Here is a 23,361-nt window from a genome sequence, read left to right on the forward strand (position 1 = left end):
TTCAAATGCTTGTTATATCCCGTTTTTAATAGACTCTACTTGTGTGTTTAATATATTCCGCATCATTATAAGCGAGAACTTTACGCCATCTTTTTCGGAAAGAATCTCGCTTAAATATATTTTTTTATCATCATATTGTTCTGGAAAATTGATACTTATATATGTCATTTTTTTCTTCTCAGCTTCCCAGAATCTATACTTTATTTCGGTATGACCAGCGTACTTTTGGAGAAAGCGATCAATGGTTAACCCTTCTTTTTGCCAATTTACTAAGCCTTTTGTTAACCAAACCTCATTCCAACTCTCAAACAAGGGAAAGTGAGCAAAAGTATTTCTAATAAATTTAAACAATGGGCCACCAATTTCAGATTCCATTGGAGGTCTTTGTTTCTTAATTGCCTCAAGAACATACTTAAAGGGCTCATAAGCTAGTAACTCTGCATAAACTGAAAATAGGTTAATCACTTTGCTAAAACGATACCAGTCTTCTTGTTCCCAAAATGAGTCTTCAATTATTTCATCGGCAAGATCATAAAACCTATTGTAAGCAAGGCTTAAAAAAACTTCTTCTTGTGATGTAGGTCGCAAATTCATGAAAGAGAACTCCTAGAAACATAACGCCGGGTTAAACTGCAAAAAACGTGTGTTAGCATTTTGAGCGAAGCCGAACCAACTTTTTTATTTCCGTTTAAACTGCTTGTTATATAAATGTATTAATCATCGATCTTCAGGTTTTGTGTGTTTAACTTTTGCTGAGAACTCTTTAAGTTCTTCAATGCTATATTTGGTATGTACTCTTTCAATTGAAGGAGGCTGATGGTTGATACTTAAACCTATACGTCTAGCCATTTTAGGTCGAATAGGTCGAGGAACAAAACCACCGCCACAATTTGGGCATACATTTTCTAGTATTTCATTTACACATGTGACGCAAAAAGTGCATTCGTATGTGCAAATCATTGCTTCGGTAGAATCTGGTACTAAGTCTTTATCACAACATTCACAATTAGGTCTAATTTCCAGCATATATCAACTCCATTTTAATTCACCTAGGGCTTAATTCTTGGGTTGCAGAGCGCAATTCGTGTTGCAGCCCATAGCAGTTACTTGTCATATTTTGATGCCTACCAATTAATGATTAATGGCAAAACTGGTCGTAAGTCTTCAGATAATCCACTACGCTTATTATCAGGAGATCTCAACTTTCTTGCTAGCCCATTATTCGATTCTTTACTATCACGTACGTATAGTATTTCGAGAATTTTAGCCCGCGCCTATGCGGATTAGACTAGCAGAAAATCTAACTAGTATGAATTGATTATAAAATTTCTGCTTAGGCTATTATTTTATACTTCCTACTTTTATCCTCTCAACCAAGAAATCGACGGCGGCTTTTACCTTAGGCACTAGATAGCGCTGCTTTTGATACAGCAGATATACGGCCATATCAGCATGCTGCGTGATTGCTAATGGATGCTCAAATTTAATCTCTTGCAATGCCCCTGACTCAAGATATGAGGATAGTGCCCACCTTGTTGACATCAAAATCCCTTCACCATCACAAGCCTTTTTGGCTAGCCATGGTCCATTGTTTGAAATTGCCACTGCTGGCCCTGAGACATCATGCCACTGATCGTCCACATAGCAGAGCCAAGGCGTTGGCCCGTTTGGTGCTTTGAAATACAGGCCTTTATGTTCCTTTAATGCCATCACATGACTAGGTTCGCCATGCATCTTTAAATAACTGGGCGACGCAACCGGTATAAAGCCATTGTCCATGAGCCTAATAGCAATCACGTGCTCATTTGGCGCATAACCACCGCGAATCGCAATATCGACATCGTCACGTCCCAATGCGGATAATTCATCACTGAGACTGACATCTAGCACAATCTCTGGATACAACTCACCAAACTCATCCAACAGTGGTAGCAGTATTTTTTCACCAAAACCCACCATAGAGCTGACGCGTAACCGTCCCATCGGCGTCGTTTGATAACTGCGTACTGTTTCTTTGCTTTGCTCGAGCCGATCCAATATTTGCTGCATATCGTCATAATAAACCTGCCCTACTTCGGTCAATTTAACGATTCGAGTCGAGCGCTTTAACAGTGTCGCGCCCAAGCTCTTTTCTAAATCAGATACTCGTCTTGACAGTGAGGATGGTGGCACTTTGAATGCATTTGCTGCTTTAGTAAAACTGCCCGTTTCTACGACTTTGCTAAAATACTTAATGGCACGTAATTGATCCAACTGACCTCTCCATTTAGATGAATATGTGAGCATTTTCGCTTTATTATTGTCTTAAAAGCAATAGTGATTCACGTTATTCCTTATATATAACCACATTAAAACCAGTAATAATGTGTTTAACTTAGGGCGTGCTTGATATTCGACCATGGCACTGACAGAGACTATTTTTTGCCACTTCATTGTTAAAACATAGACGCTTAGAATGACTAAACTTACTATTTTTAACGTCGAACTGTCTAAAAAATAGTCCTGTCTCCTTCTGTTTATATTGGAGCTGATGCTAAAACTGCCCCATACTGTGTTGTAAATCTAGTTAAGGCACGAGCATTACCGTCGTTTTACGCCTTGTCTGGAACCGTTTTAGCAATCAGCAGTGCCTATTTGTGAATATCAAACACGCCCTAAACGTTGCAATGAAAACACGATTAAAAATAACTTTTACGTCAACAATGGAAGAATGACTTATGATTACTTTGCACGGCTTTGCTGCAAGCAACTATTACAACATCGTAAAACACGCTCTTTTATATAAAGGCATCCCATTCCAAGAGGACCTTTTGTACGCTGGTAGTGATGATCTACTCACCGTCAGTCCAGTGGGTAAAGTACCTGCGATCACCATGCCGGACGGTTTTAATCTGTCGGAATCTAACGTGATTTGTGACTTCCTTGAAGAAACGTATCCTGAAAAGCCACTATATCCTGCCGATGCAGCAAAACGCGCGTCTGTACGTCAGATTATGAAAATAGCAGAGCTATATTTTGAGCTACCAAGTCGTCGTCTAATTCCATATGTATTTTCTGGTACTCAAGCACCTAACGCAATCAAAGAGGAAGTTCGTCAAGTATTGGGCCGCGGCATTATTGCTATGAATCGCTTATGTCAATTTTCGCCTTGGATTGCAGGCGAGCAATTCACCATGGCTGATATTTACGTGCATTACGTCAATACTATTGTCAACGCTTTTGGCGCGACTCAGCTTGAGTGGGATGTACTGGCAGAAGTGGACGGCATGAAAGAATGGAACAAAGCCATGAGTGAAACCGAGATTGCAAAAAGTGTTCAGGCAGATAGTCAAGCAAACATGCCTGAGTTTATGCAACACGTTAAGGCTCTAATCCAAGCCGCAAACGCTAAATAACTTGTGGCAATGTGGCTACTAAAAATGAGCCACATTAAGAAAATTACTAAAATTCAATAACCTAAAGAACGACCAATGCCGTAAAGGGATTGGTCTAAAAATCTAACTATTTGCAGGAGCAAATCTTATGACCGATAAAAATAAACAACTGGTTTCAACCATCAGTGATGACAACAAATTAACCCTGTCTTTAAAAGATATCGAGATGCCGCAACCCGGTGCTGACGAAATTGTCGTTCGCATGGAAGCCATGCCATTGAACCCTTCTGACTTTGGTGTGATGTTCAGCGCCGCTGATATGTCAACCGCTGTACAATCAGGCACTGATGACAACCCGATCATTACTGCTGATGTGCCTGCGAAATTCATGCCATCACTCAAAACTCGGGTAAATAAAGACACGCCTGTCGGCAATGAAGGCGCTGGTACAGTCGTCGCCGCAGGCTCATCAGAAGCCGCACAAGCACTCATGGGCAAAATGGTTGCGGTGATTGGTGGCGGTACATATCGTCAATACCACTGTGTCAATGTAAGGAGCTGCATAGAAATGCAAGACGGCACGACAGCTACCGAGGCTGCATCGTCTTTTGTAAACCCGCTCACTTCACTGGCAATGGTCGAAACCATGCGCGCTGAAGGCCACAAAGCCATCGTACATGCAGCAGCCGCTTCTAGCCTTGGTCAAATGCTAAACCGTATCTGTATGGCAGACGGTGTTGATTTGGTGAATATCGTACGTAAAGACTCGCAAGAAAAGCTATTGCGCGATATGGGCGCAAAGTATGTGGTGAACTCAAGCAGCGAGACGTTCCTTGCTGATTTGACCGCCGCGATTACTGAAACAGGCGCTACGATTTCGTTTGACCCTATCGGTGGCGGTAAGCTCACCAGCGATATTCTAAACTGTATGGAAGCCGCTATCACTCGTGACGTAGAAGAATACAGCGTCTATGGCTCAAATACCTTTAAACAAGCTTATATTTATGGCGCCTTAGACCGTGGTCCAATCACCTTAAACCGTAACTTTGGTTTTGCGTGGGGTGTGAATGGTTTCTTATTATTCAATGCACTTGGCAAACTTGGTAGTGAAACGGTTCAGTCCATGCGCAAACGCGTGGCAGAAGAAATCACCACCACCTTTGCGAGCAGCTATACGCATGAAGTGACGCTAGAGGAAGCACTACAATTGAAATCAATCGCCGCTTATGGCAAACAGGCGACTGGTGAGAAGTACTTGATCAAACCTCAAGCTTAATAATTGTTTGAAGCATAATATAGAAATAAAAAAAGCAGATATTCTAGGATGTCTGCTTTTTTGTGCTTGATTGCTATAGCAACGTTTATTTTAGAGTCGAATAATATTTATTCATTGTAATAATTCTTCTTTAAGTTTCTATTATGAAATATTTTTTAGCGTAAATTTCTAATCAGAAAATTGTTAATACCTAAAGGCCATGACATCTTTTATACTTTTTTCCACTTCCGCAAGGACATGAAGCATTACGGCCGACTTTTCGTTTTTGCTTTGGCTCTAACTTTCCCTTAACGGCATGATCGGCTCTAGATTTTATTTGCTGATTCATCCGTTTCGCATCTTCAAATATGAGCATATTTTCTTTAGTCTGCTCCACTGGAACATTAATTTTTAGAGGTTGTGCCGCTTCATAAACACCTCGTTTACCAACTTTAAGTAGTACCCCTATTAGGTTTTCTACTTTAATCGATATAGCAACAACACTTGCTTTATGGTTTACCTTCTCCCATTCAACTTCATATTTTGAGTTTTGCATCCAGACAAGAATTGGATTAGCTTCCCCACCAAATGCGAAATAGCGAGCTGGATGCTGTTCGATAGTTTTGTCTAGATCAGTAAGGTATTTTGCAAAGTTATTACGTGCTTCCTCACCAAAATCTCGAATTAGGCTATCGACAGAGAGCCATCCTGGTTCACGAGAAATATCAAGTGCTGAAAGTACCTTTAAAACCACTTCAGGAAATTCTTGAGTAGGTTTTGAGCTTGTTTCCCATTGTTCACTTGCGAAAGCGCTGTCTACAACGTCACTCATCCCATTATATATTACTAAACTAGCATTTTCGTCCTTAGACTGGTCAATGATATCCTGATCAAAGCGATTTTTAGTTAGGTAAGCTCCTAGATGATCGAATTCATCGAAAAGAAGTCCTTGTTTAATGCCTGCAATTGCTTGTCGCACTTCCATATAATGTGCAAATACTCCAGGAGTAGGCAACATACGTCTTAGAACAAAAAGGTCATCAATGGAAATCGAAACAAAACTATATTGCCCAACCAGTGGTTTTACTTGGGGTAAGTTTTTAGAAAATGATGAAAATGGAGAGAATGACTCAACTGTTAGCCCAATGGGGATCATTACACGATAGTCTGAATGACGGAGTTTTCCTACTTCCTCATATTTTCCATTTATTAGGTTGAATAGTGGGACTTCGTGAGACCATCCCAGATTCTGTGTAACTGCCATTTAGATTAAATGCCTGCTAATACGATCATCAAACATAATCATAAAGCGATTCAGAGCAGACGTCCAGTTACGAATCGGCATCGACCACTTTTTAGACGCCTGCTGGGTTGCTAGATAGACTACCTTAAACGCTGCCTGATCAGAGGGGAACACCTTACGCTTATTCACTGCCGTACGAATCACACTGTTTAGCGACTCAATAGCATTGGTGGTATAGATGACTTTTCTGATGTCTTTCGGGTAATTAAAGAACACCGTTAAGCCTTCCCAGTTATTGCGCCAAGACTTGACCACGTGCGGGTATTTATCGCCCCACACTTCATCAAAGTGCTCAAGATTGGCCTCTGCTATCTCAAGCGTATCCGCACCATAAATGGCCTTTAAATCAGCCGCTACGGCCTTTTTATCCGTCCACGGTACGAACTTCATTGAATAACGCACCATGTGTACGATACACAGCTGAACCTGAGCATTTGGATAAACAGTGTTAATGGCATCAGGGAAGCCCTTTAAGCCGTCGACACAGGCAATGAGGATATCTTGTACGCCACGGTTTTGAAGCTCGGTAAGAACACCTAGCCAGAACTTAGCGCCCTCATTTTCTGACAGCCACATACCAAGTAGCTCTTTCTTACCATCAAGTCCCACGCCTAGAGCCAGATAAATAGCCTTGTTGATGATCTGCTTGTCTTGACGTACTTTGACGACAATGCAGTCTAGATAGACGATAGGATAAACACTGCTCAATGGCCGGTTCTGCCATGCAGTGATGTCCTCTAAGATGTTGTCAGTGACTCTTGAAACCAAGCTACTTGAGATATCGACATCGTAGAGCTCTTTAATGCTCTCTACAATCTCGGTGGTGGTTTGGCCCTTGGCGTAAAGAAATATGATTTTATCATCAAGCCCTGAGATACGGGTTTGATGCTTGCGCACAAGTGTAGGTTCAAAGTCACCATCACGGTCTCTTGGGGTAGATATCTCAAGATCGCCTGTGTCACTGCGGACGGTCTTTTTAGTGTGCCCGTTGCGCTTGTTAGGCTTATCCGCCTTTTCATGCTTGGGATAGCCGAGATGATCTTCCATCTCAGCTTCAAGGGCAGTGTCGATAAAGGATTGCATGAGCTGCTTTTGGAAGTCTTTAATGTCATCGAAGCTTTTCATGCTACCAGCCATCTGCTGGGCCAGTTTCTTGATGTCGGGTTGAGTAGTCATTGCTTATTCTCCAGTTAGTGGATTATAAGCAGTTACACAAAGTTTGGGAAAGGCTCGACTTCGTCAGCAGATTTTAAATATTCAAAGAAACGTTCACACTGCTTGTAAGCCTTTATTATCAAATCTTTTATAGATTGTGAATGGCGCTTAAAATCAAGTTCAGGTGAAGCTATGCTCGCAGCTGCGCCAGCTTTAGCTTCAACGAGGTAAAGTACATCATCAATTAAAACTAGGGTATCGTTTTCAGCCCATTGTTTAGTTTTGGGGTCTTTATAATAGACTTCTTGATAGATTACTGCTCCACTCAGTTGTTCAGCAAGTATTTCGGGGAACGCAGCTTCACTCATTACTTTCTGTCGTTCTTTAAAAGCTTCTTTGTAATCAGGCTTCTTTTGCAACAAATTAAAAAGAAGCGAACGGTACCCTGCGTCCCGGATAAAACAAGGATCTACAGCATAATAGTCTTCACCAAGTTTGATTAAAGGTTTTTTACGAGCAGGTAATGTCCTGTAAGGTGTGCCGGAAAAATCACCTTCACTGAAGAAATCAAGCTCCTCACCACGTGAGTACGCCAAATCTGCTAAAAGTTCTGAAGGTAGTTTTGTATGTCTACTGACATTGGATATACCACCTCTTAGCATATCATCCACAGCTAAGCCCGCACTTTTCGTTTGTTGAGCGTTTGCTTCGACCCATTCTTCCATAGCATCTTCGAGCGGTTTATTCTGCTTTTCAGCGAAATCTTGAGCAGCTTGAAACTGCTTCATCATTTCTTCAATAGCATTAGCCTGGCCTACACGCGTTGCATTGGCTAACTGTTGAAACCCCTCAGCAATTTCAATAGCTCCAATACCATAAATATCTTTTAAAACATCATCATGTGGTGCAAGAACATATTGATAAAACTCACCTTCTAACACCTGATAGCGATTTCCTCTGAGCATAAGCCAAGATGATTTGGCCTGAAATTCAATATCCGCCGTATTAGAACCGAAGTCTTTATTCTGAGTATTTATAGAAGAAACCATCGCAAAACACATGGATTTTTCTCGTAAATTTCGACTAAGTGCAAATAATTCACCGCATTTTCTTTCATCAAACACCACATATTCTTGGGCTACATCAGAAGCAAGAACCGCATGCACGTACTCTAATAAGAATTGAATTTCATTTTTTTCTTTATTTTGAGTATCGGAGCTTAGTTCTGGCGAAGTGGTATTACTGTTCATCATCATAAGTTGGCCATAAATGTACCCAAGCAGTTCTTCTGGTGGGATCCCATTTATTAAAATACGTATTTTTGTAGCAACCTGCTCCATCTCCTTTAACAGGTTAGCGATTACTTTTTCTTGTTCGATATTCATCACTTTCAATCCTTTATAGGAAAAGTAGAAATTCAGCGCGATACAACGTTGATGAGGATTTGTAAAGATAAGCTCACAAATATCAGTTTAATGATCGAAAAAAGCACTTGCTCAATACTAACAGTTAGTTATAACCAATATAATTCCGGCATTATCAATCTTAATATTAAACTATAAGAAATTAGTATTACTGGTTATTCTCTAATATCATTCTATTTATATTCAATAAAACGTGGAGGGTTATAACTAAGATATATTATAAAACCATTACCCACCAGATTTGCACAAAACCCGTTACCATTCAACCCATCGTATTTACTCGCAATTTATATAAACGTTATCAAAAAAATCTTGCGATAGCGGTGTCAAAATTGGACAACCAAATACCAAGAGCCATGAATTAACATCACTAACAAACCTATAGTTGCATCTGACGCTTATTACGCCTAGTATTTCGCTCCTTTAAATAACTCTATTTTTAACAATAGCACCTCCATAGGTTTGTCTACTCACAATAAAGAAGGATTCGTTATGCCAATAAATACAACCACAATTATTGATGGTGGCATGGGACGAGAATTGGCGAAACGTGGTGCACCGTTTCGTCAACCTGAATGGTCAGCACTGGCAATGATAGAAGCGCCAGAGATCGTTCGTGATGTACACCGTGCTTATATAAAGAGCGGCGCGGCAGTCATTACGACCAACAGTTACGCCCTAGTACCCTTTCATATCGGCGAGGAGCGTTTTGTGGCGCAAGCACAAGATTTGGCAGCAGCATCAGGCGAAATGGCACGTGCAGCAGTGACGCTAGAAGGCGCAGCAACCAAAGTAGCTGGCTCTATCCCGCCACTATTTGGCTCCTACCGTGCAGACTTGTTTGATGCTGACCACGTAGAAGATATCGCCACCCCACTAATCAAAGGTCTAAATCCGTATGTCGATTTTTGGCTCGCTGAGACTCAGAGTCTAATCGCCGAGTCTATCGCTGTTCGTGAGCTACTTAGTACGCTAGATACAGACAATAAACCGCTATGGGTAGCTTTTACTTTAGAAGACAGTATGGATATCGATGTACCACGTCTGCGTTCAGGAGAAACCGTCGAGGAAGCTGTGGCAACGATGGCTGCTCTCGATGTCGAGGCGATACTCTTTAACTGCTGCCAACCTGATGTCATCGAGCAAGCACTAGATGTCGCACAAACTGTACTGCAAGCAAAACAAGCGCAGCATATCAAACTTGGCGCTTATGCCAATGCTTTCCCGCCGCAACCAAAAAATGCTGCGGCAAATGATACGCTTAATGAAGTACGTGATGATTTGACCCCGCCTGCCTATCTGCTCTGGGCACAAAAGTGGCAAGCACAGGGTGCTTCATTAATCGGTGGCTGCTGCGGTATTGGCCCTGAGCATATTCAGGAATTAAGCCAACATTTCACTGCTACTGCCTAGACATAGGCTGATCTGAACATAGAAAATGTAAGATAATTAGATCGTTGAGTTCATCATGCTGACGACCATCGAATGTTATTTAATGGTCGGCATGTTGCTGGTCATGGAGCTATGCTGTAAACGTATCGAAAAATTCAGTAGCAGCTACAGGCTTGAATGAAATCATTGACTAGCTTGTCATAAATATGCGTATTGTATTTTTAACAGCCTACCATTCCTACCGCTACCCTGAAGTCTTTCTACCCGTTTGTATCAGTAGGACACCACTTAAAATCAGTACCAACGCTATAATTTCTAAGCTGGTGATGTCCTCTCCAATTACAGCGCCAATGATGACAGCAACGACTGGAGCAATATAAGTAGCACCAGCAGCCCGCACCGAACCCAACGTCTCGATAATAAAATAATAAATCAAAAAAGCAGCGCCAGTACCCAAAGCACCCAGACCAAGTATCGTTCCCCACATTGCCCTAGTATCTGTCGACAGCTGGGTTATACCATCGAAATCGATGAGTATCGAAAGCGTTATGACAGCCAACCCCACTTGCCAAGTGGCTAACGCCAGTGGCGGCAACCTCAAAGGAGACAGATAGCGCCGCGCATATACAAAAGACGCACCCACACTCAAAGATCCTGCCAACATCCACAAAACGCCAACGAGAGAGACACCAGTAGCGCCTTGCCATGGTCGCGCACTTAATGCGATACCAGCAAATCCTAGCGCAAGTCCAATCGCCATTTGCTTGGTCGGACGCTCATCAGGTAAGAACAGCGCCGCGCCCAAAAAGGTAAATATAGGGATTGAGCCACTTAATAGACCTGCAATGCTACTGGGCAATAGCGCCGTACCTGCGACAAATCCATAATAGTAAAAAGACGTTGCGAGCACTGACATCACTATAAAGTATGGCAAATGCTGTAACTGCGCCCGAGTAATTACTTTACTGTGCCAGGCAACGGCAACCAATGGTAAGAACCCAAATAGCAGGCGTAAAAATACGGTTTGTGAGGGGCTAATTAGAGCCGTCGCCCATTTCATAAAAATAAAATTCGACCCCCAGATGACACCAAGTAGCACCAGTGCAGCATATGCTCGAAACATAACATTGGCCTTAATAAATAGATGAGCTGCTTTTTTCAAGCAGCTAGCGTCGATAGTGTTTTATTGCTTGTACTAACAGTCTGGTATTAACTATCTTGTATCAATAGGCTTGTATTGATTGATTCGTTACACAGAGCGAATGACGCCACCATCAACCCGTATATTCTGACCAGTGATATATCCGGCAGCTTCGGATAATAAAAAGGCAATCGTTGAGGCGACTTCTTCAGAGGTGCCATAACGCTCCATCGGTACACTAGCACGTCGCTCATCGACTTCAGGCAAGCTATCAATCCAGCCAGGTAAGACATTATTAATACGCACACCTTTTGCTGCATAGTCATCTGAGAAAATCTTGGTAAAAGCGCCAAGGCTGGCACGAAAAGCCGTTGACGTAGGAAAAAGCGCAGTCGGCTGCGTTACCCAAGAGGTAGATATATTGACGATAGCACCGCTACCCTGTGCCACCATGATTGGCGTGACCAAACGAATTGCACGTACCGCACTAAGAAAGTAAACCTCTAGCCCTTTATGCCAATCCTCATCAGTGATGTCCAAGATAGGTGCGCGCGGGCCATGACCAGCAGAGTTTACAAGCGCATCAATACGTCCCCACTGTTGCATCGCCAAATCAACCAAACGTTGTACATCTTCATTAATAAGGTTGGAGCCAGTAACACCAATGCCGCCCAACTCTTTTGCTAAAGCCTCACCTTTACCAGAGGAAGACAGAATAGCGACATGATAACCATCGGCTGCAAGTTTACGAGCAGCGGCAGCACCCATGCCTGATCCGCCTGCGGTGATAAGCGCTACTTTTTTTGTTGTTGTAATATTATTCATCTTTCTTTCTCCATTAGTTATCGTTTCATTTATCATAACCAATAAAATCAGATTCCTAACATCATAATAAAAGATGCTAGACTGTAGAAAATCTATAGTCTAGGAAAACAAAATGTCAAACAGCCATCGTACATTGCCACCGCTCAATGCCTTACGTGCATTTGAGGCTGCTGGGCGTCATCTTAATTTTCGGGCGGCGGCGGATGAGCTGTTTGTGACACAGGGCGCGGTCGCTCAGCAGGTAAGAATGCTAGAGGAGCATATCGGCTTTCCTTTGTTTCAAAGACTACCAAGAGGCGTGGCTCTCACTAGCCAAGGTTCTGTTTACTTTGCAGAAGTTACTCGCGCTTTTAAAATTTTGGATAAAGCAACAGCTCAGCTACTCAGAGAACCCAAGACAGTCACTATCAGCGTGACACCGACTTTTGCCACCAAGCTATTATTACCTCAGTTGTCAGCTTTGACCGCTGCTATCCCTGATGTAGAATTGCGTACGGTAGCGACTGAGTCCATTGCAGATTTTGACCGTGATCAAGTAGATATCGCTGTGCGTTTAACACGCCCTCCCTTTCCTACCTCACTCGAGGCTCAGCTACTGTTTAACCAAACACTCGTGGCAGTTGCCAGCCCGCACCTGATAGCCAGTAGAGAACTGCCTATATCAACAGAGGCGCTACAAGAAATGCCATTGCTCCATGACTCACATCATCATTGGCCACGATTTTTTGGTACCACAGATAAGCTGCCCGGCGCTGTATTTAACCAAACCGCATTGGCTTTAGATGCAGCGCTGGCGGGTCAGGGCGTTGCGATTGCTTGTCAGGCTTTTGTACAAGCGGATTTGAATGCAGGAAGATTGGTTCAGGTAAGTGAGTCAACGCTAACAGTCGATCCAGATTATTATCTCGTTCGCAAAAAGAGTTCGTCATCAACACCAACTGTCGACGCTGTCTGGAACTGGTGTGTCACTCATTTAGCACTGGCTTAGTACAGGCTTAGCACTGACTTGATTTAGCTAGGGCTAGCTAAGCATTAAGTTAAGCGTCAATATACATAATCTAATCTCAAACTTATTAACGTAGTTAGCTTCTGAAACTAACTACGATTTCAGTCGTGCTTCAACGTAATGATGTAGACCTTTCTGCTTTTTTATCCTCGTCTTTTCTCCTCTTTTTTCCTTATGCTAATTACCCTAACTTAAAAATAAAACACAGCTACCTACCCCATTCTGAATCAAAAAACGCCCTATTTTTACGTTATTAAACTACTAAGTTTTTATGTCACATTACATACAACTTACACAGTTAATTTATCACAAACAATTATCGGCTAAATTATTACTTAATTTTGTATTAGTATGCCTTGGTATTCATTAAATGACTGAGGATACAAGTACTTACATTGTCTATAGGCCCATTCTTTCTATATAAATTTCATTTGCTGTACATGCTTAAGGACCAGACATGACTGCTAACACACAAAAAGCTCTAACTAGCGCAGCACTCAGTTTTCAATTGATGACGCGAGCTGAGCCTCCAGAGCTGGTTATCGCCACGATAAAGTCGTTATTAGCAGTAAAAGAAGCGTGTGACGAGATATTAATTATCGATAATAATAATAAAGAGACGTCGTTATATGAGCCGTTAGCAGCATTTTGCCAAAGTTTAGACGCTGAGTTGAATGTTCATTTTTATCACATTGATCGTGTCGAAGGATTTAAAGCGGGTGCTTTGAACTTGGCACTTGGGTTAATGAGTCCAGACTGTAGTCACATTGTGGTGGTCGATAGTGATTACCAAGCATTACCACATGCTAGAGCCTCTATTACGCAGGCTATCGCTCAATATCCTGAGTATACCCTACTGCAGTTTCCGCAGTTTTATCGTAATGAAGGACAGCTCGATGCGCATAGCGAGTTGAATCACTATTTCAATCATCATTTGTATCGTCCTTTTAATCGCAATCGCGCCTTATCAACGGGTACTTACGCAGTCATTCGACGCTCAGACCTTTTGAGCATAGGAGGCTGGTCAGGCGCTTCTATCACTGAAGATGCTCAGATGGGCGTGCTTATGCATCGACAAGGTTTTCGCAGTCAGTTTGTGCCAGAAGTTATTGCCACAGGCTTACTACCTAACACGCTAGATGACCTAATATGTCAACGCCGACGCTGGATCTACGGCAATATGCAAGTGCTCACGGATTACTTGTCAGTCCCGTACAACTCTCCATTTCAACATGTCTCGCAATCTAAAAGTATGGATGAACGTTTAGCATATATACGCGCTCATCTGTCTCAATTAAGTGCTTGGGCAAACTTCACGGGGTTCTTTATCCTTTTGCATATCTGCTCATTATTGGTAATGGTTGATATGCTTTTAATAAATAACGCTGACGTGTCGATGCTTGCACCTTTATATCTGGTTTATGCAGGCTACACATTTTTTATCCTTAGACGTCTATGGGCTTACTGCCGTGATCAATCGCCTCTCAATCAACAAATAGATGACAGCTACCAGCCCCGTTTTGGTAGAAAAATACGTGCATGGTTGATGCATTTGAACTTTTGGGAAATTGGTGCCTTGTCATGGCTTCCGGTGCTGTGGGGACGAGAAAAACCTTTTGTCTGTACGCCAAAACAAAACTATATCCAAAATCGTCATTCCTTATTCCTTAAGAATATAGCGGCGTTACCAAAACTGCTGTTGGTGCTAAATATCATTACAGCCATAGTTGTAGCGCCATTTTCACCGCTCTATTCGCCAGTACTATTTATATGTGCAGCGGCAGTTTGTATTCTTAAACTAAGCGCCGCCAAGGTCGCAATGGATAATTTCTCTGATGCTCGAGCAGATATATTAAGTATGAGTAAGGTTCTGAGACAGACTCTAAAAGTAGCCCATGAAAAGAAGACGACTATCACGACATCTTATGCGACGTCTTTATTTAAAGATAAAAAGACCATCGACTCGTAAGAATCAGTACTTATAAAGATAGCGGTTTATATAAGCCAATTTTGAAACAAGGTCATTCTATTGTCTTTTATTGTTTCTATACTAAGTTCCCTATACGCCACTCTACTAACCAAAACGCTTATAGCCATGATGCTTATAACTATAAAGGTCTTAAAAACATGATTAGGTCTTCGAATTCACCGCTACGTATTGCCATTATTGCGCATTCACTATATCCCATTGCCCAGCCTTACGCGGGTGGTCTAGAAATGATTACCCAATTGATTTGTGATGAGCTAGTGGCGCAAGGTCATGAGGTATTGCTTTACGCTCATAAAGATAGCGAGACGAAAGCAACGCTGGTGCCATTATTGACTCGTCATGAGTTTAACAAGATGGTCTATGATAATGAGCATGAAACGGTCGCCATGGGCCGTGAAGAGATGTACCAATATCTCACCTATCAGATAGCCCTACGAGATATTATCGAACGTGATGAGCGCGGTGAGATTGATATCGTACATAACCACAGTCTGCATCATATTCCGATGATGACAGGCCAAGCATTTGGCGAAAGGTTTTTTACCACTTTTCATACGCCTATTTTTCCACAGTTACGTTTGGCACTTTTGACGCTACGCTCTGGTACAACCACTCAGTTTACAGCGATTAGTAAACATCAACAGCAGTTATTCGCTGAGTTTGTTCCCTCACAAGTGGTGTATAACGGCATCGATGTCGAATCCTTTACTGCCAATACAGAATCGCTTGGCAATACTAATGGTAGCGATGACGAGGTGTATTTGTGGTATGGACGCATCTGCCCTGAAAAAGGCACTCATTTAGCCATGCGGTACTGTATGGAAGCTGGGAAGAAACTTATCATAGCAGGACCTAAAAGCAACGAAGACTACTTTAATCAAAAAGTAGCCCCTTTATTATTTAAAGACAGTAAGAGTGGCGATGACAAACTATTCAGTTACGTAGGTCATGTCACCAAGGACGAGATTAACAATTACTTATGCCAAGCAACTGCCATGCTATTCACCAGTACTTGGGACGAGCCATATGGATTGACCTTGGCTGAAAGTTTGGCATGTGGCACACCAGTGATTGGTTTCGATGCTGGAGCCAGTGCAGAAATTATTACTCCAGAGACAGGAGTCATCGTACCTAAAAAAGACAAAGCCGCCTTTATCAATGGCTTTGCTACGATTAAAAACATATCACGCCAAGCCTGCCGTGACCGTGCTTTAGAGTTTTGTTCAGTGTCAGCCATGGTAGACGGCTATCTGGAACTTTACCGAGCAGCGTTAAAAAATAGAACTGCGTTAATAGAAGACAATTCAGTAAGTTATATCAACAATATCAACAGCTATGAGCTCTCTGATTTAACAAAAGACTCCCTGCAGTTTTTCAATCAGGCCATTCAAGCACCAATTGAAACTGATAATGATCTTGTTAGCTTTTCTGAGGGATCGTAATGATGCGTATTGGATATTATGCTCATCATCACGGCTCAGGACATTGCCGACAGGCAGACAAACTGGCTGCATTGCTACCTAATGACGCAAGAGCGCAATTAACGGTATTTACGAGCTTAGATATAGATAGCTATCGTTTTACCGCTATTGATGAACAACAAATCGTACGTTTAAATGCAGAAGATGAACGCCCAGATGACATACTAGCAGGTCGTGCAGGAGAATATTGGCAACCAGCCAGCCTACATTACTCGCCCGTAGGCAATGGCGACATTCAAAAACGCAGTCACCAAATATTAGACACTATCTTTCAATGTAAGATTGATCTGATGATTATCGATGTCAGCGTTGAGGTGGCAATGCTCTGCCGTGCAGCAAGTATTCCTTACCTTTACGTTAGGCTTCCTGGCATTCGCGATGATACGCCACATTTGGGTGCTTTCGTTGGCGCGCTTGCCTTACTAGCACCTTATCCTAAAGCGTTAGAGTCTGCCCAGACATCTGAGTGGGTCTGTGATAAGACGCTCTATCTTGACTTTATCTACTCTCAAAAAGCTGAGTCATACACTTATGAGAGTTTTATAGATATCTTGGCAAAATTAAGCGTAGGTGGCGAAATTTCTGCGCCTAAATCTACAAACCTACCATCTATTGAAACTCAATTAACAGATAAGTCCGGAGCTACAATACCTGTTATCACCGTTATCAAAGGCTACGGTGGACACAAAGCGATTGACGAAAAATTATCAGAGTTGCGCTCACTGCTACCCAATGCATTAATTATCTCTCTCGGGCCTATAGACGATGACAAACGATGTTATGTCGATATCTCAACTGAAGTAAATGACGTCACACCATTTATTTGTCATAGCGATTATCTGATGATGGCCTGTGGCTTAAATGCTGTTGCGCAAGCGTATCATTACGATACGCCGCTCATAGTAGTGCCTGATGACAGACCGCATAATGAACAGGTCGTCATGGCTGAAGCGTTAGTTACTCAAAATAAAGCGCTAAATTGGCAGCAGTTTAAAACCTTGATGAGCGTCAATAACGGTCAACCTGAATCTATTGCCCAAACAATTCATGGTCGAAATAAACCACACCCCACTACCTCGGTTGATAGCATTGAAAAAAATAACAGTGAGGAAGATAGCATTGAGGAAATCAACGCAGTTACGCCAATAGCTGCTCAAGCGTTTATGCATAGCACCACTGATTATCCTACTACTAATCTTTGGTTTGAAAACTGGTTGCTTCCTCGACTCAACTTAATGCCCGAATCAACAATTAAATACTGACTTATTAAAAATAACAGGCAACCTGATAGCGAGGTAAAGACAAGCGATGACCATTCAGCCAACGAATAACGCTAGCACAACTTCTGATACTGTATCGATGACCGTCATTACGACTTGCTATGGTCGTAATCGTCATCTCTACAACCTACTCAGCAGTCTAGAAAATAGTAGTGTAAAGCCAGCCGAAGTCATTATCGTCAATGACGATGCCGATCCCAATCGGTTAGCTGAATTTTCACTAAATATCGTGAAATTACCAACTACGGTTAAATCAGCTGTAAATGATGGTGGTGATACTACAACTACAGAGTTTGATATCGGACATAATCGCAATCTTGGAGCGTTGCAGGCAACTCACGATATGCTGATTTTTTTGGATGTTGATTGTATCGTAGCGCCTACGTTTATTGAGCAAATGTATAAGAAGCTTCTACAATATCCTAGTGCGCTTTTGATGGGTCAACCGCGCTATCTAACGCGACCATTATCAGTAGAAGAAAATGCACAATTAAAAATCAATCATCTGCCTTTGTCTCTTTTAGACGAGCTGTCTGTCTATAACCCTTATCGTTATAATTTTGATGAAGCTGACTCATATCCTACTGAAACAGAGCAAACAGCCATCAAACAAACTGATGATTACGGTGCATTTTGGAGCCTATGCTTCGCTATCAAGCGGCAGACTTTTGATAAAATTGGCGGTTTTGACACCCAATATACAGGTTATGGTGCAGAAGATACCGATTTTGCCTTTACAGCACGTCGATTAGGTATCAATTTTTACCTTACTGCTGATATCGCTTATCATCAGCAGCACAGTGTCTACCGGCCACCTCTTAATCATCTGGACAGTATCATTGTCAATGCCAATCGCTTCTATCAAAAATGGCACTGTTGGCCCATGACAGGATGGCTGTCCCAATTTTCCGATATGGATCTGATTGATTGGAAAGAAGAACAGTCATCATTGATAGCCGTCCGACGAGAGCCTGACGATAACGAGATAAAGCGCGCTCATTGCCCAGACGCTCCTTATGTTTAACTATTTCTAGCAATTTTTAGCTAACGAAAACTTAGCTAATCAATATTCTAGTACCGATGAATAGTCACTCCTTTAGGTAGTCGACTCATTTCCTGACGTTCAAAATCCCAATTATGACCATGCCAAAAGTGAGCAGTTTTATCATTGTCATTGAAGCCGATCATTAATATCTCTAATGGTAGTTTTGTCTTTTGAATATGGTGTAAGTATGCTCGAGCTACCAGCATCAGCCGATATAACAGAAAACCTGATGAGGGTGCTGACGAATGAATCTCGGTAAAGCATGGATAGTCAGCAACGACTTTATGATGCTCTGATAGCACACTGTGATAGGTAGGGCTTGATAATAGTTTTTGCATGTTCGAGGGAATATCTAAGATGCGATGAGCAGTGATAGGATCGTCATTAGGGCTTGGATCATCAGCTAATGTTGGAAACTGATAAGGCTGGTTGCTCGTCAATATCCCTAATGGCGCGGTCTCTGCCATTTGCTCCACCACTGATATATGATTGCTTCTAGGCGGTAGGCCAAAATGCAGTTTACTGTCACCAATCTGACGAAAAAACAACAGCTTAGGCAGTAAACTAGCTAGCTGATGGCTAGCAAAAAAATCAGCGTGAATAAAGTGATTAAATAACACTAAGACATCATCGGGCTGTAACAACATCTCAAGCTGCGTCGTGGTTACAGCAGGATTATTTGCAATTAGAACAACTCGTTTAGCTTGCTCTAGTGCAGTCTGTATAACGACTGGTAGTGTTAAGAAAGCAGATTGCGCTGTATTTATGTCATTAGATATATATTCGCTATTCTTTGACAGCGCGATACTCTGTTTGAATATTGGTTTTTCTGTATTGGACTCTATATTAGACATAGCAACCTTAGTTAATGTGAACTTTTTATTGCTACTTTAGCATTATTAGCGATTTTTATAGAAAAATTGACGATGTTAGTATGCCTATTGCTTTTGCCTTAAATAAGTAAAGCCCTTAAAACTTATACTTGATCAAATTTTTTCACGCTTATATATGAAGCCTTCTTCGTCATAAATTTGATAAGTAACATCTAATAACGTTTCCAGTAATCCAGACTTATCAAAATGTCTAACACTCATCACGATTGGCGAAGTTAATATCCCCTCTTCAAATGGGATATAGGTTATCTCTTGATGACGTAAATGCTCAAGTGTCTTTGGTACGATAGTCAACCCTTCTCCTGCTGCTACTAACCCTAGGGCAATATGCAATTCACGTACTTCCATGAAATAATTCGCCTTCAAATTACGATTTTCAAATAGTTCTAATACGTAATCAATGAAACTGGGCCTCGGTGCTGTTGGATAAAGTAAGAGGTTTTCATTTGTTAAATCGATCAAGCTTAAACTGTCGCGTTTTTCTTTTGATAATGGGTGTTCGATAGGAACAGCAACTACTAAATCTTCCTCTCTAAGCACCATTCGCCTAATAGAAGCATCTTCAAATAATAACCTGCCAAAACCTACATCTATCTTACCTTCTGTCAATGCTTGCATTTGTTGCCAAGAGTTTAGCTCATACAATTTAACTTCGATATTCGGATGAACTTCTCTGAAACGGGATATTACTCTCGGCAATATGCCATACAATATAGATGATACAAAGCCTATTGAGAGCGAATTATCAAAATTTCCCTTACGAATAGTCATAGTACGCAGATCGTCTGATTTTTTTAAAATTTGAATAGCATGATCATAAAAAAATTCGCCAGCCTCAGTGAGTTTCAAGGGACGATTCTCCCTATCGATAAGCGTAACGCCAATCTCTTCTTCCAACTGTTTTATCTGCCGGCTAAGTGGTGGCTGCGAGATGTATAAACGAGCAGCTGCTTTATTGAAGCTTTTTTCTTCTGCCACGGCTATGAAATAGCGTAAATGCCTGAGTTCCATTATTCTTCCTTGATTGACTTCCTATTGTTTCTATCCTAAGTCGTTCTAATTTCTTCCCTTTTATCCATCACCTACTTCATATACAAAACATCCATACCTAAAGAACATAACATACCACCTACCTTTCGACAAAATACCTAAAAAGTATTAAAAAAAGACTAAATAGGTCTTAGACATGTCGATATTTAACACTTATAGTTCTTATTAAGCATAAGGAAGCCAAAATTTTATACTAAGGATAGATATGATTCGTTCAATTAATACTTTACTAGTACCAATACCTACTATTCGAGCGCATAAACTGGCTTGTACCGTGATGAATGAACAAGTATTGGTTCTGGTGCATATCCAAACCGAAGATGGCTACGAAGGTTGGGGCGAAGCAACGACGATTGGCGGCTTAAGTTATGCTGAAGAAAGTCCTCATAGTATCAAAACTAATATCGATACTTACTTTACCCCTCTCTTGATGAAAGAAAAGCCTACAAGCACAGCAAAAGCAATGCAGCTATTGAATACCCACATCAGCGGCAATCGTTTTGCAAAATGCGCGATTGAAACTGCTCTACTCGACATCGAAGGCAAAAGACTCAATCTACCTATCAGCGAGCTCATCGGTGGTCGCGTCCGTGATCGTATCGAAGTGGCATGGACGCTTGCTAGCGGAAATACTGATACCGATATCGCTGAAGCTCATCAGATGATTGAACAGAGAAAGCATCGGATTTTTAAATTAAAAATAGGTAGCAACCCTATCCTTGATGATGTCGCCCATGTGTTAGCTATTAAACAAGCTTTACCTGATTGCCGCATCACCGTTGATGTTAATCAAGCATGGACAGAGCTTGAAGCTATGAAAGGTATTAGTCTGTTGCAAAATGGCGGTGTTGATTTAATCGAGCAACCAGTATCGATGCGTAATAAATCAGCGCTAAAGCGTTTAACTGAACACTTTGACGTGGCTATTATGGCTGACGAAGTCGTGCAAGATCCACATAATGCGTTCCAATTGGCAACGGATCATTGTGCCGATGTCTTTGCTGTAAAAATCAATCAAGCTGGTGGATTAAAAGCTGCATGCTTAATCGGACAAATGGCACATCTAGCAGGTATCGAGCTTTATGGCGGGACGATGCTTGAAGGACCTATCGGTACGGCAGCATCCGCCCATGTGTTCTCGACATATCCAAGTCTCAACTTCGACACTGAACTCTTTGGTCCTTTGTTATTAACTGACGACGTTTTAGCACAGCCTCTTGATTATCAAAATTTTGGATTGAGTGTACCTACGGGCGCAGGCCTTGGTATCGAAGTAGATAGCGATAAAGTCTATCACTACGCCAAACAAGCAGTCCCTACGTTACCTAAACCATCAAATCCATAATTCTCTACCAACGCTCAAACTGAAACGCTGTAAAAGTCAGCCAAATTATCTTTCATCACGTATAAGGAAATAATTATGTTATACCACGTCAGAATGGATGTCTTAATCCCAACAGATATGGATACCGATAAAGTCAACGAGCTTAAGGCAACTGAGAAAGCACTGTCACAGAAGCTGCAAGAGCAAGGTAAATGGCGTCATATTTGGCGTATAGCAGGTCAGTATTCTAACTTCAGTATCTTTGATGTTGAGAGTAATGAAGAGCTACACGATATTATGATGTCATTACCACTTTATCCGTACATGAAGGTTGAAGTGACACCGTTATTGCGTCACCCATCATCTGTTCGTAGTGATGACAGTTAAATCAAGGCATTAAATCTGTAATCAGAATCTATAAAAGGTGGGTAAGAATACTCACTGTAGTTACCCCTTAATAAAACAGTCCTCAACAAGGAGAGAGACATGGAACGCAGCCAAATTGAAGCATTAGCCACTCAGTTCATCAAAGGCAAAATCGACTTCCCTGAACAAGTAAATCCACGTGTACAAGAGATTGTATTACGTATTGTGACCGACCTTATGCAAACCATTAATGACTTAAAAATAACCGCCGATGAGTATTGGTCTGGGGTTGAGTTCATTGGTGATTTAGGCAAAGAAGCCGGTTTGTTATCACCAGGTCTTGGTTTTGATCACTTCATGGATTTAATGATTGAAGAAGATTTAAAAGAAGCAGGATTGGATGGCGGGACTGTACGTACTATTGAAGGCCCTCTCTATGTCGCTGGCGCACCAGAAGAAAAAGGGTTTGCACGTCTTGATGACGGTACAGATATTGATAATGGCACGGTGCTATTTATGCAAGGCACTGTTTATGGTGAAAATGGAAAACCTCTTCCAAACGCAAAGGTAGAAGTATGGCATGCCAACAGCTTAGGTAACTACTCTTTCTTTGATGAATCACAGTCTCACTTCAACTTGCGTCGTAGCATCATTACAGATGAGAACGGCAATTATGCATTCCGCAGCATCGTTCCGCTAGGTTACTCGGTACCACCAGAAGGAATGACGCAAAAAGTATTGGGCGCGCTAGGACGTCATGGTCATCGCCCAGCTCACATTCATTTCTTCGCCAGTGCTGACGGTCATCGCAAACTGACCACGCAGATTAACATCGATGGCGATGAGTACCTATGGGATGACTTTGCTTTTGCAAGCCGCGAAGGTTTGGTACCAGAGGTAACGATGGTCGAAGATGCGGACAAGCTAAAAGAAAAAGCGCTGGATAAGCCTTACGCAAGTATCGACTTTGACTTTCATTTAGTAAAAGACATTGACCAAGCTGTACAAGGCAGCGAAGTAGAACGCCGCCGTGCTCAAGGTTAATGAGCACTCATAT

At 41.8% G+C, this 23,361-nt stretch carries 21 protein-coding genes; 11 read left to right on the forward strand and 10 right to left on the reverse strand.

The window, feature by feature from the left end:
- Positions 1 to 12: 12 nt before the first annotated feature.
- From QO187_RS03475 to QO187_RS03485, 3 genes are all read right to left on the reverse strand, one after another.
- Positions 13 to 594: a hypothetical protein gene (locus QO187_RS03475; protein ID WP_101204530.1), complete on the reverse strand. Its 582-nt coding sequence runs from the start codon at positions 592 to 594 to the stop codon at positions 13 to 15.
- A gap of 123 nt (positions 595 to 717) precedes the next feature.
- Positions 718 to 1,026: a DUF1272 domain-containing protein gene (locus QO187_RS03480; RefSeq protein ID WP_101204529.1), complete on the reverse strand. Its 309-nt coding sequence runs from the start codon at positions 1,024 to 1,026 to the stop codon at positions 718 to 720.
- 315 nt (positions 1,027 to 1,341) lie between these two features.
- Entirely contained in the window at positions 1,342 to 2,253 is a 912-nt protein-coding gene (locus QO187_RS03485) for a LysR family transcriptional regulator (RefSeq protein WP_101204528.1), read from the reverse strand.
- A 464-nt stretch (positions 2,254 to 2,717) separates the two neighbouring features.
- Here QO187_RS03485 and QO187_RS03490 point away from each other — a divergent pair, with 464 nt between their 5' ends.
- Positions 2,718 to 3,395 (forward strand): glutathione S-transferase family protein, encoded by a 678-nt coding sequence (locus tag QO187_RS03490; RefSeq protein WP_101204527.1) that lies wholly within the window; start codon positions 2,718 to 2,720, stop codon positions 3,393 to 3,395.
- A gap of 127 nt (positions 3,396 to 3,522) precedes the next feature.
- Positions 3,523 to 4,650 (forward strand): zinc-binding dehydrogenase, encoded by a 1,128-nt coding sequence (locus QO187_RS03495; RefSeq protein WP_101204526.1) that lies wholly within the window; start codon positions 3,523 to 3,525, stop codon positions 4,648 to 4,650.
- Positions 4,651 to 4,840: 190 nt separating this feature from the next.
- On the opposite strand, the gene QO187_RS03500 is transcribed toward QO187_RS03495, so the two are convergent.
- The 3 genes from QO187_RS03500 to QO187_RS03510 are packed head-to-tail and all read right to left on the reverse strand — an operon-like array spanning position 4,841 to position 8,472.
- Complete coding sequence (locus tag QO187_RS03500; RefSeq protein WP_371547283.1) at positions 4,841 to 5,893, reverse strand: SEC-C metal-binding domain-containing protein; 1,053 nt, start codon at positions 5,891 to 5,893, stop codon at positions 4,841 to 4,843.
- Positions 5,894 to 7,108: an IS256 family transposase gene (locus QO187_RS03505; protein WP_102092626.1), complete on the reverse strand. Its 1,215-nt coding sequence runs from the start codon at positions 7,106 to 7,108 to the stop codon at positions 5,894 to 5,896.
- Positions 7,109 to 7,140: 32 nt separating this feature from the next.
- The gene (locus QO187_RS03510; RefSeq protein WP_371547285.1) at positions 7,141 to 8,472 is read right to left on the reverse strand and encodes a hypothetical protein; all 1,332 of its coding nucleotides are present in this window, start codon (positions 8,470 to 8,472) and stop codon (positions 7,141 to 7,143) included.
- A gap of 531 nt (positions 8,473 to 9,003) precedes the next feature.
- Here QO187_RS03510 and QO187_RS03515 point away from each other — a divergent pair.
- Entirely contained in the window at positions 9,004 to 9,924 is a 921-nt protein-coding gene (locus tag QO187_RS03515) for a homocysteine S-methyltransferase family protein (protein WP_185156580.1), read from the forward strand.
- A gap of 223 nt (positions 9,925 to 10,147) precedes the next feature.
- Here QO187_RS03515 and QO187_RS03520 read toward each other — a convergent pair whose 3' ends face one another.
- Together QO187_RS03520 and QO187_RS03525 are read right to left on the reverse strand one after the other, a co-directional pair.
- Complete coding sequence (locus QO187_RS03520) at positions 10,148 to 11,026, reverse strand: DMT family transporter (protein WP_102092701.1); 879 nt, start codon at positions 11,024 to 11,026, stop codon at positions 10,148 to 10,150.
- A gap of 126 nt (positions 11,027 to 11,152) precedes the next feature.
- The gene (locus tag QO187_RS03525; protein ID WP_102092702.1) at positions 11,153 to 11,869 is read right to left on the reverse strand and encodes an SDR family oxidoreductase; all 717 of its coding nucleotides are present in this window, start codon (positions 11,867 to 11,869) and stop codon (positions 11,153 to 11,155) included.
- Between the two features lie 112 nt (positions 11,870 to 11,981).
- Between QO187_RS03525 and QO187_RS03530 the strand changes: the two genes are divergently transcribed.
- From QO187_RS03530 to QO187_RS03550, 5 genes are all read left to right on the forward strand, one after another.
- Entirely contained in the window at positions 11,982 to 12,857 is an 876-nt protein-coding gene (locus QO187_RS03530) for a LysR substrate-binding domain-containing protein (protein WP_102092703.1), read from the forward strand.
- 475 nt (positions 12,858 to 13,332) lie between these two features.
- Positions 13,333 to 14,844 (forward strand): glycosyltransferase family 2 protein, encoded by a 1,512-nt coding sequence (locus tag QO187_RS03535; protein WP_371547289.1) that lies wholly within the window; start codon positions 13,333 to 13,335, stop codon positions 14,842 to 14,844.
- A 158-nt stretch (positions 14,845 to 15,002) separates the two neighbouring features.
- Positions 15,003 to 16,307, forward strand: a complete 1,305-nt coding sequence (locus tag QO187_RS03540) for a glycosyltransferase (RefSeq protein ID WP_101204520.1) — start codon at positions 15,003 to 15,005, stop codon at positions 16,305 to 16,307.
- Positions 16,307 to 17,608, forward strand: coding sequence for a hypothetical protein (locus tag QO187_RS03545; protein WP_145990530.1), 1,302 nt, complete (start codon positions 16,307 to 16,309; stop codon positions 17,606 to 17,608). Before QO187_RS03540 ends, QO187_RS03545 begins: the two co-directional genes overlap by 1 nt.
- A 46-nt stretch (positions 17,609 to 17,654) precedes the next feature.
- Positions 17,655 to 18,650: a glycosyltransferase family 2 protein gene (locus QO187_RS03550; protein ID WP_101204518.1), complete on the forward strand. Its 996-nt coding sequence runs from the start codon at positions 17,655 to 17,657 to the stop codon at positions 18,648 to 18,650.
- 47 nt (positions 18,651 to 18,697) lie between these two features.
- On the opposite strand, the gene QO187_RS03555 is transcribed toward QO187_RS03550, so the two are convergent.
- Together QO187_RS03555 and QO187_RS03560 are read right to left on the reverse strand one after the other, a co-directional pair.
- The gene (locus QO187_RS03555; protein WP_102092706.1) at positions 18,698 to 19,525 is read right to left on the reverse strand and encodes a hypothetical protein; all 828 of its coding nucleotides are present in this window, start codon (positions 19,523 to 19,525) and stop codon (positions 18,698 to 18,700) included.
- 132 nt (positions 19,526 to 19,657) lie between these two features.
- Entirely contained in the window at positions 19,658 to 20,575 is a 918-nt protein-coding gene (locus QO187_RS03560) for a LysR family transcriptional regulator (RefSeq protein ID WP_101204516.1), read from the reverse strand.
- A gap of 244 nt (positions 20,576 to 20,819) precedes the next feature.
- On the opposite strand from QO187_RS03560, the gene QO187_RS03565 reads away from it, so the two are divergent.
- The 3 genes from QO187_RS03565 (at position 20,820) to catA (ending at position 23,348) form a co-directional block, all read left to right on the forward strand.
- Positions 20,820 to 21,959 (forward strand): muconate/chloromuconate family cycloisomerase, encoded by a 1,140-nt coding sequence (locus tag QO187_RS03565; protein ID WP_101204515.1) that lies wholly within the window; start codon positions 20,820 to 20,822, stop codon positions 21,957 to 21,959.
- A gap of 75 nt (positions 21,960 to 22,034) precedes the next feature.
- Positions 22,035 to 22,325, forward strand: coding sequence for a muconolactone Delta-isomerase (gene catC / locus QO187_RS03570; protein WP_101204514.1), 291 nt, complete (start codon positions 22,035 to 22,037; stop codon positions 22,323 to 22,325).
- Positions 22,326 to 22,424: 99 nt separating this feature from the next.
- Entirely contained in the window at positions 22,425 to 23,348 is a 924-nt protein-coding gene (catA, locus tag QO187_RS03575; protein WP_025643597.1) for a catechol 1,2-dioxygenase, read from the forward strand.
- The last annotated feature ends 13 nt before the right edge of the window (positions 23,349 to 23,361 follow it).

Source organism: Psychrobacter sp. Arc9, from assembly GCF_041431295.1.
Taxonomy (GTDB): Bacteria; Pseudomonadota; Gammaproteobacteria; order Pseudomonadales; family Moraxellaceae; genus Psychrobacter.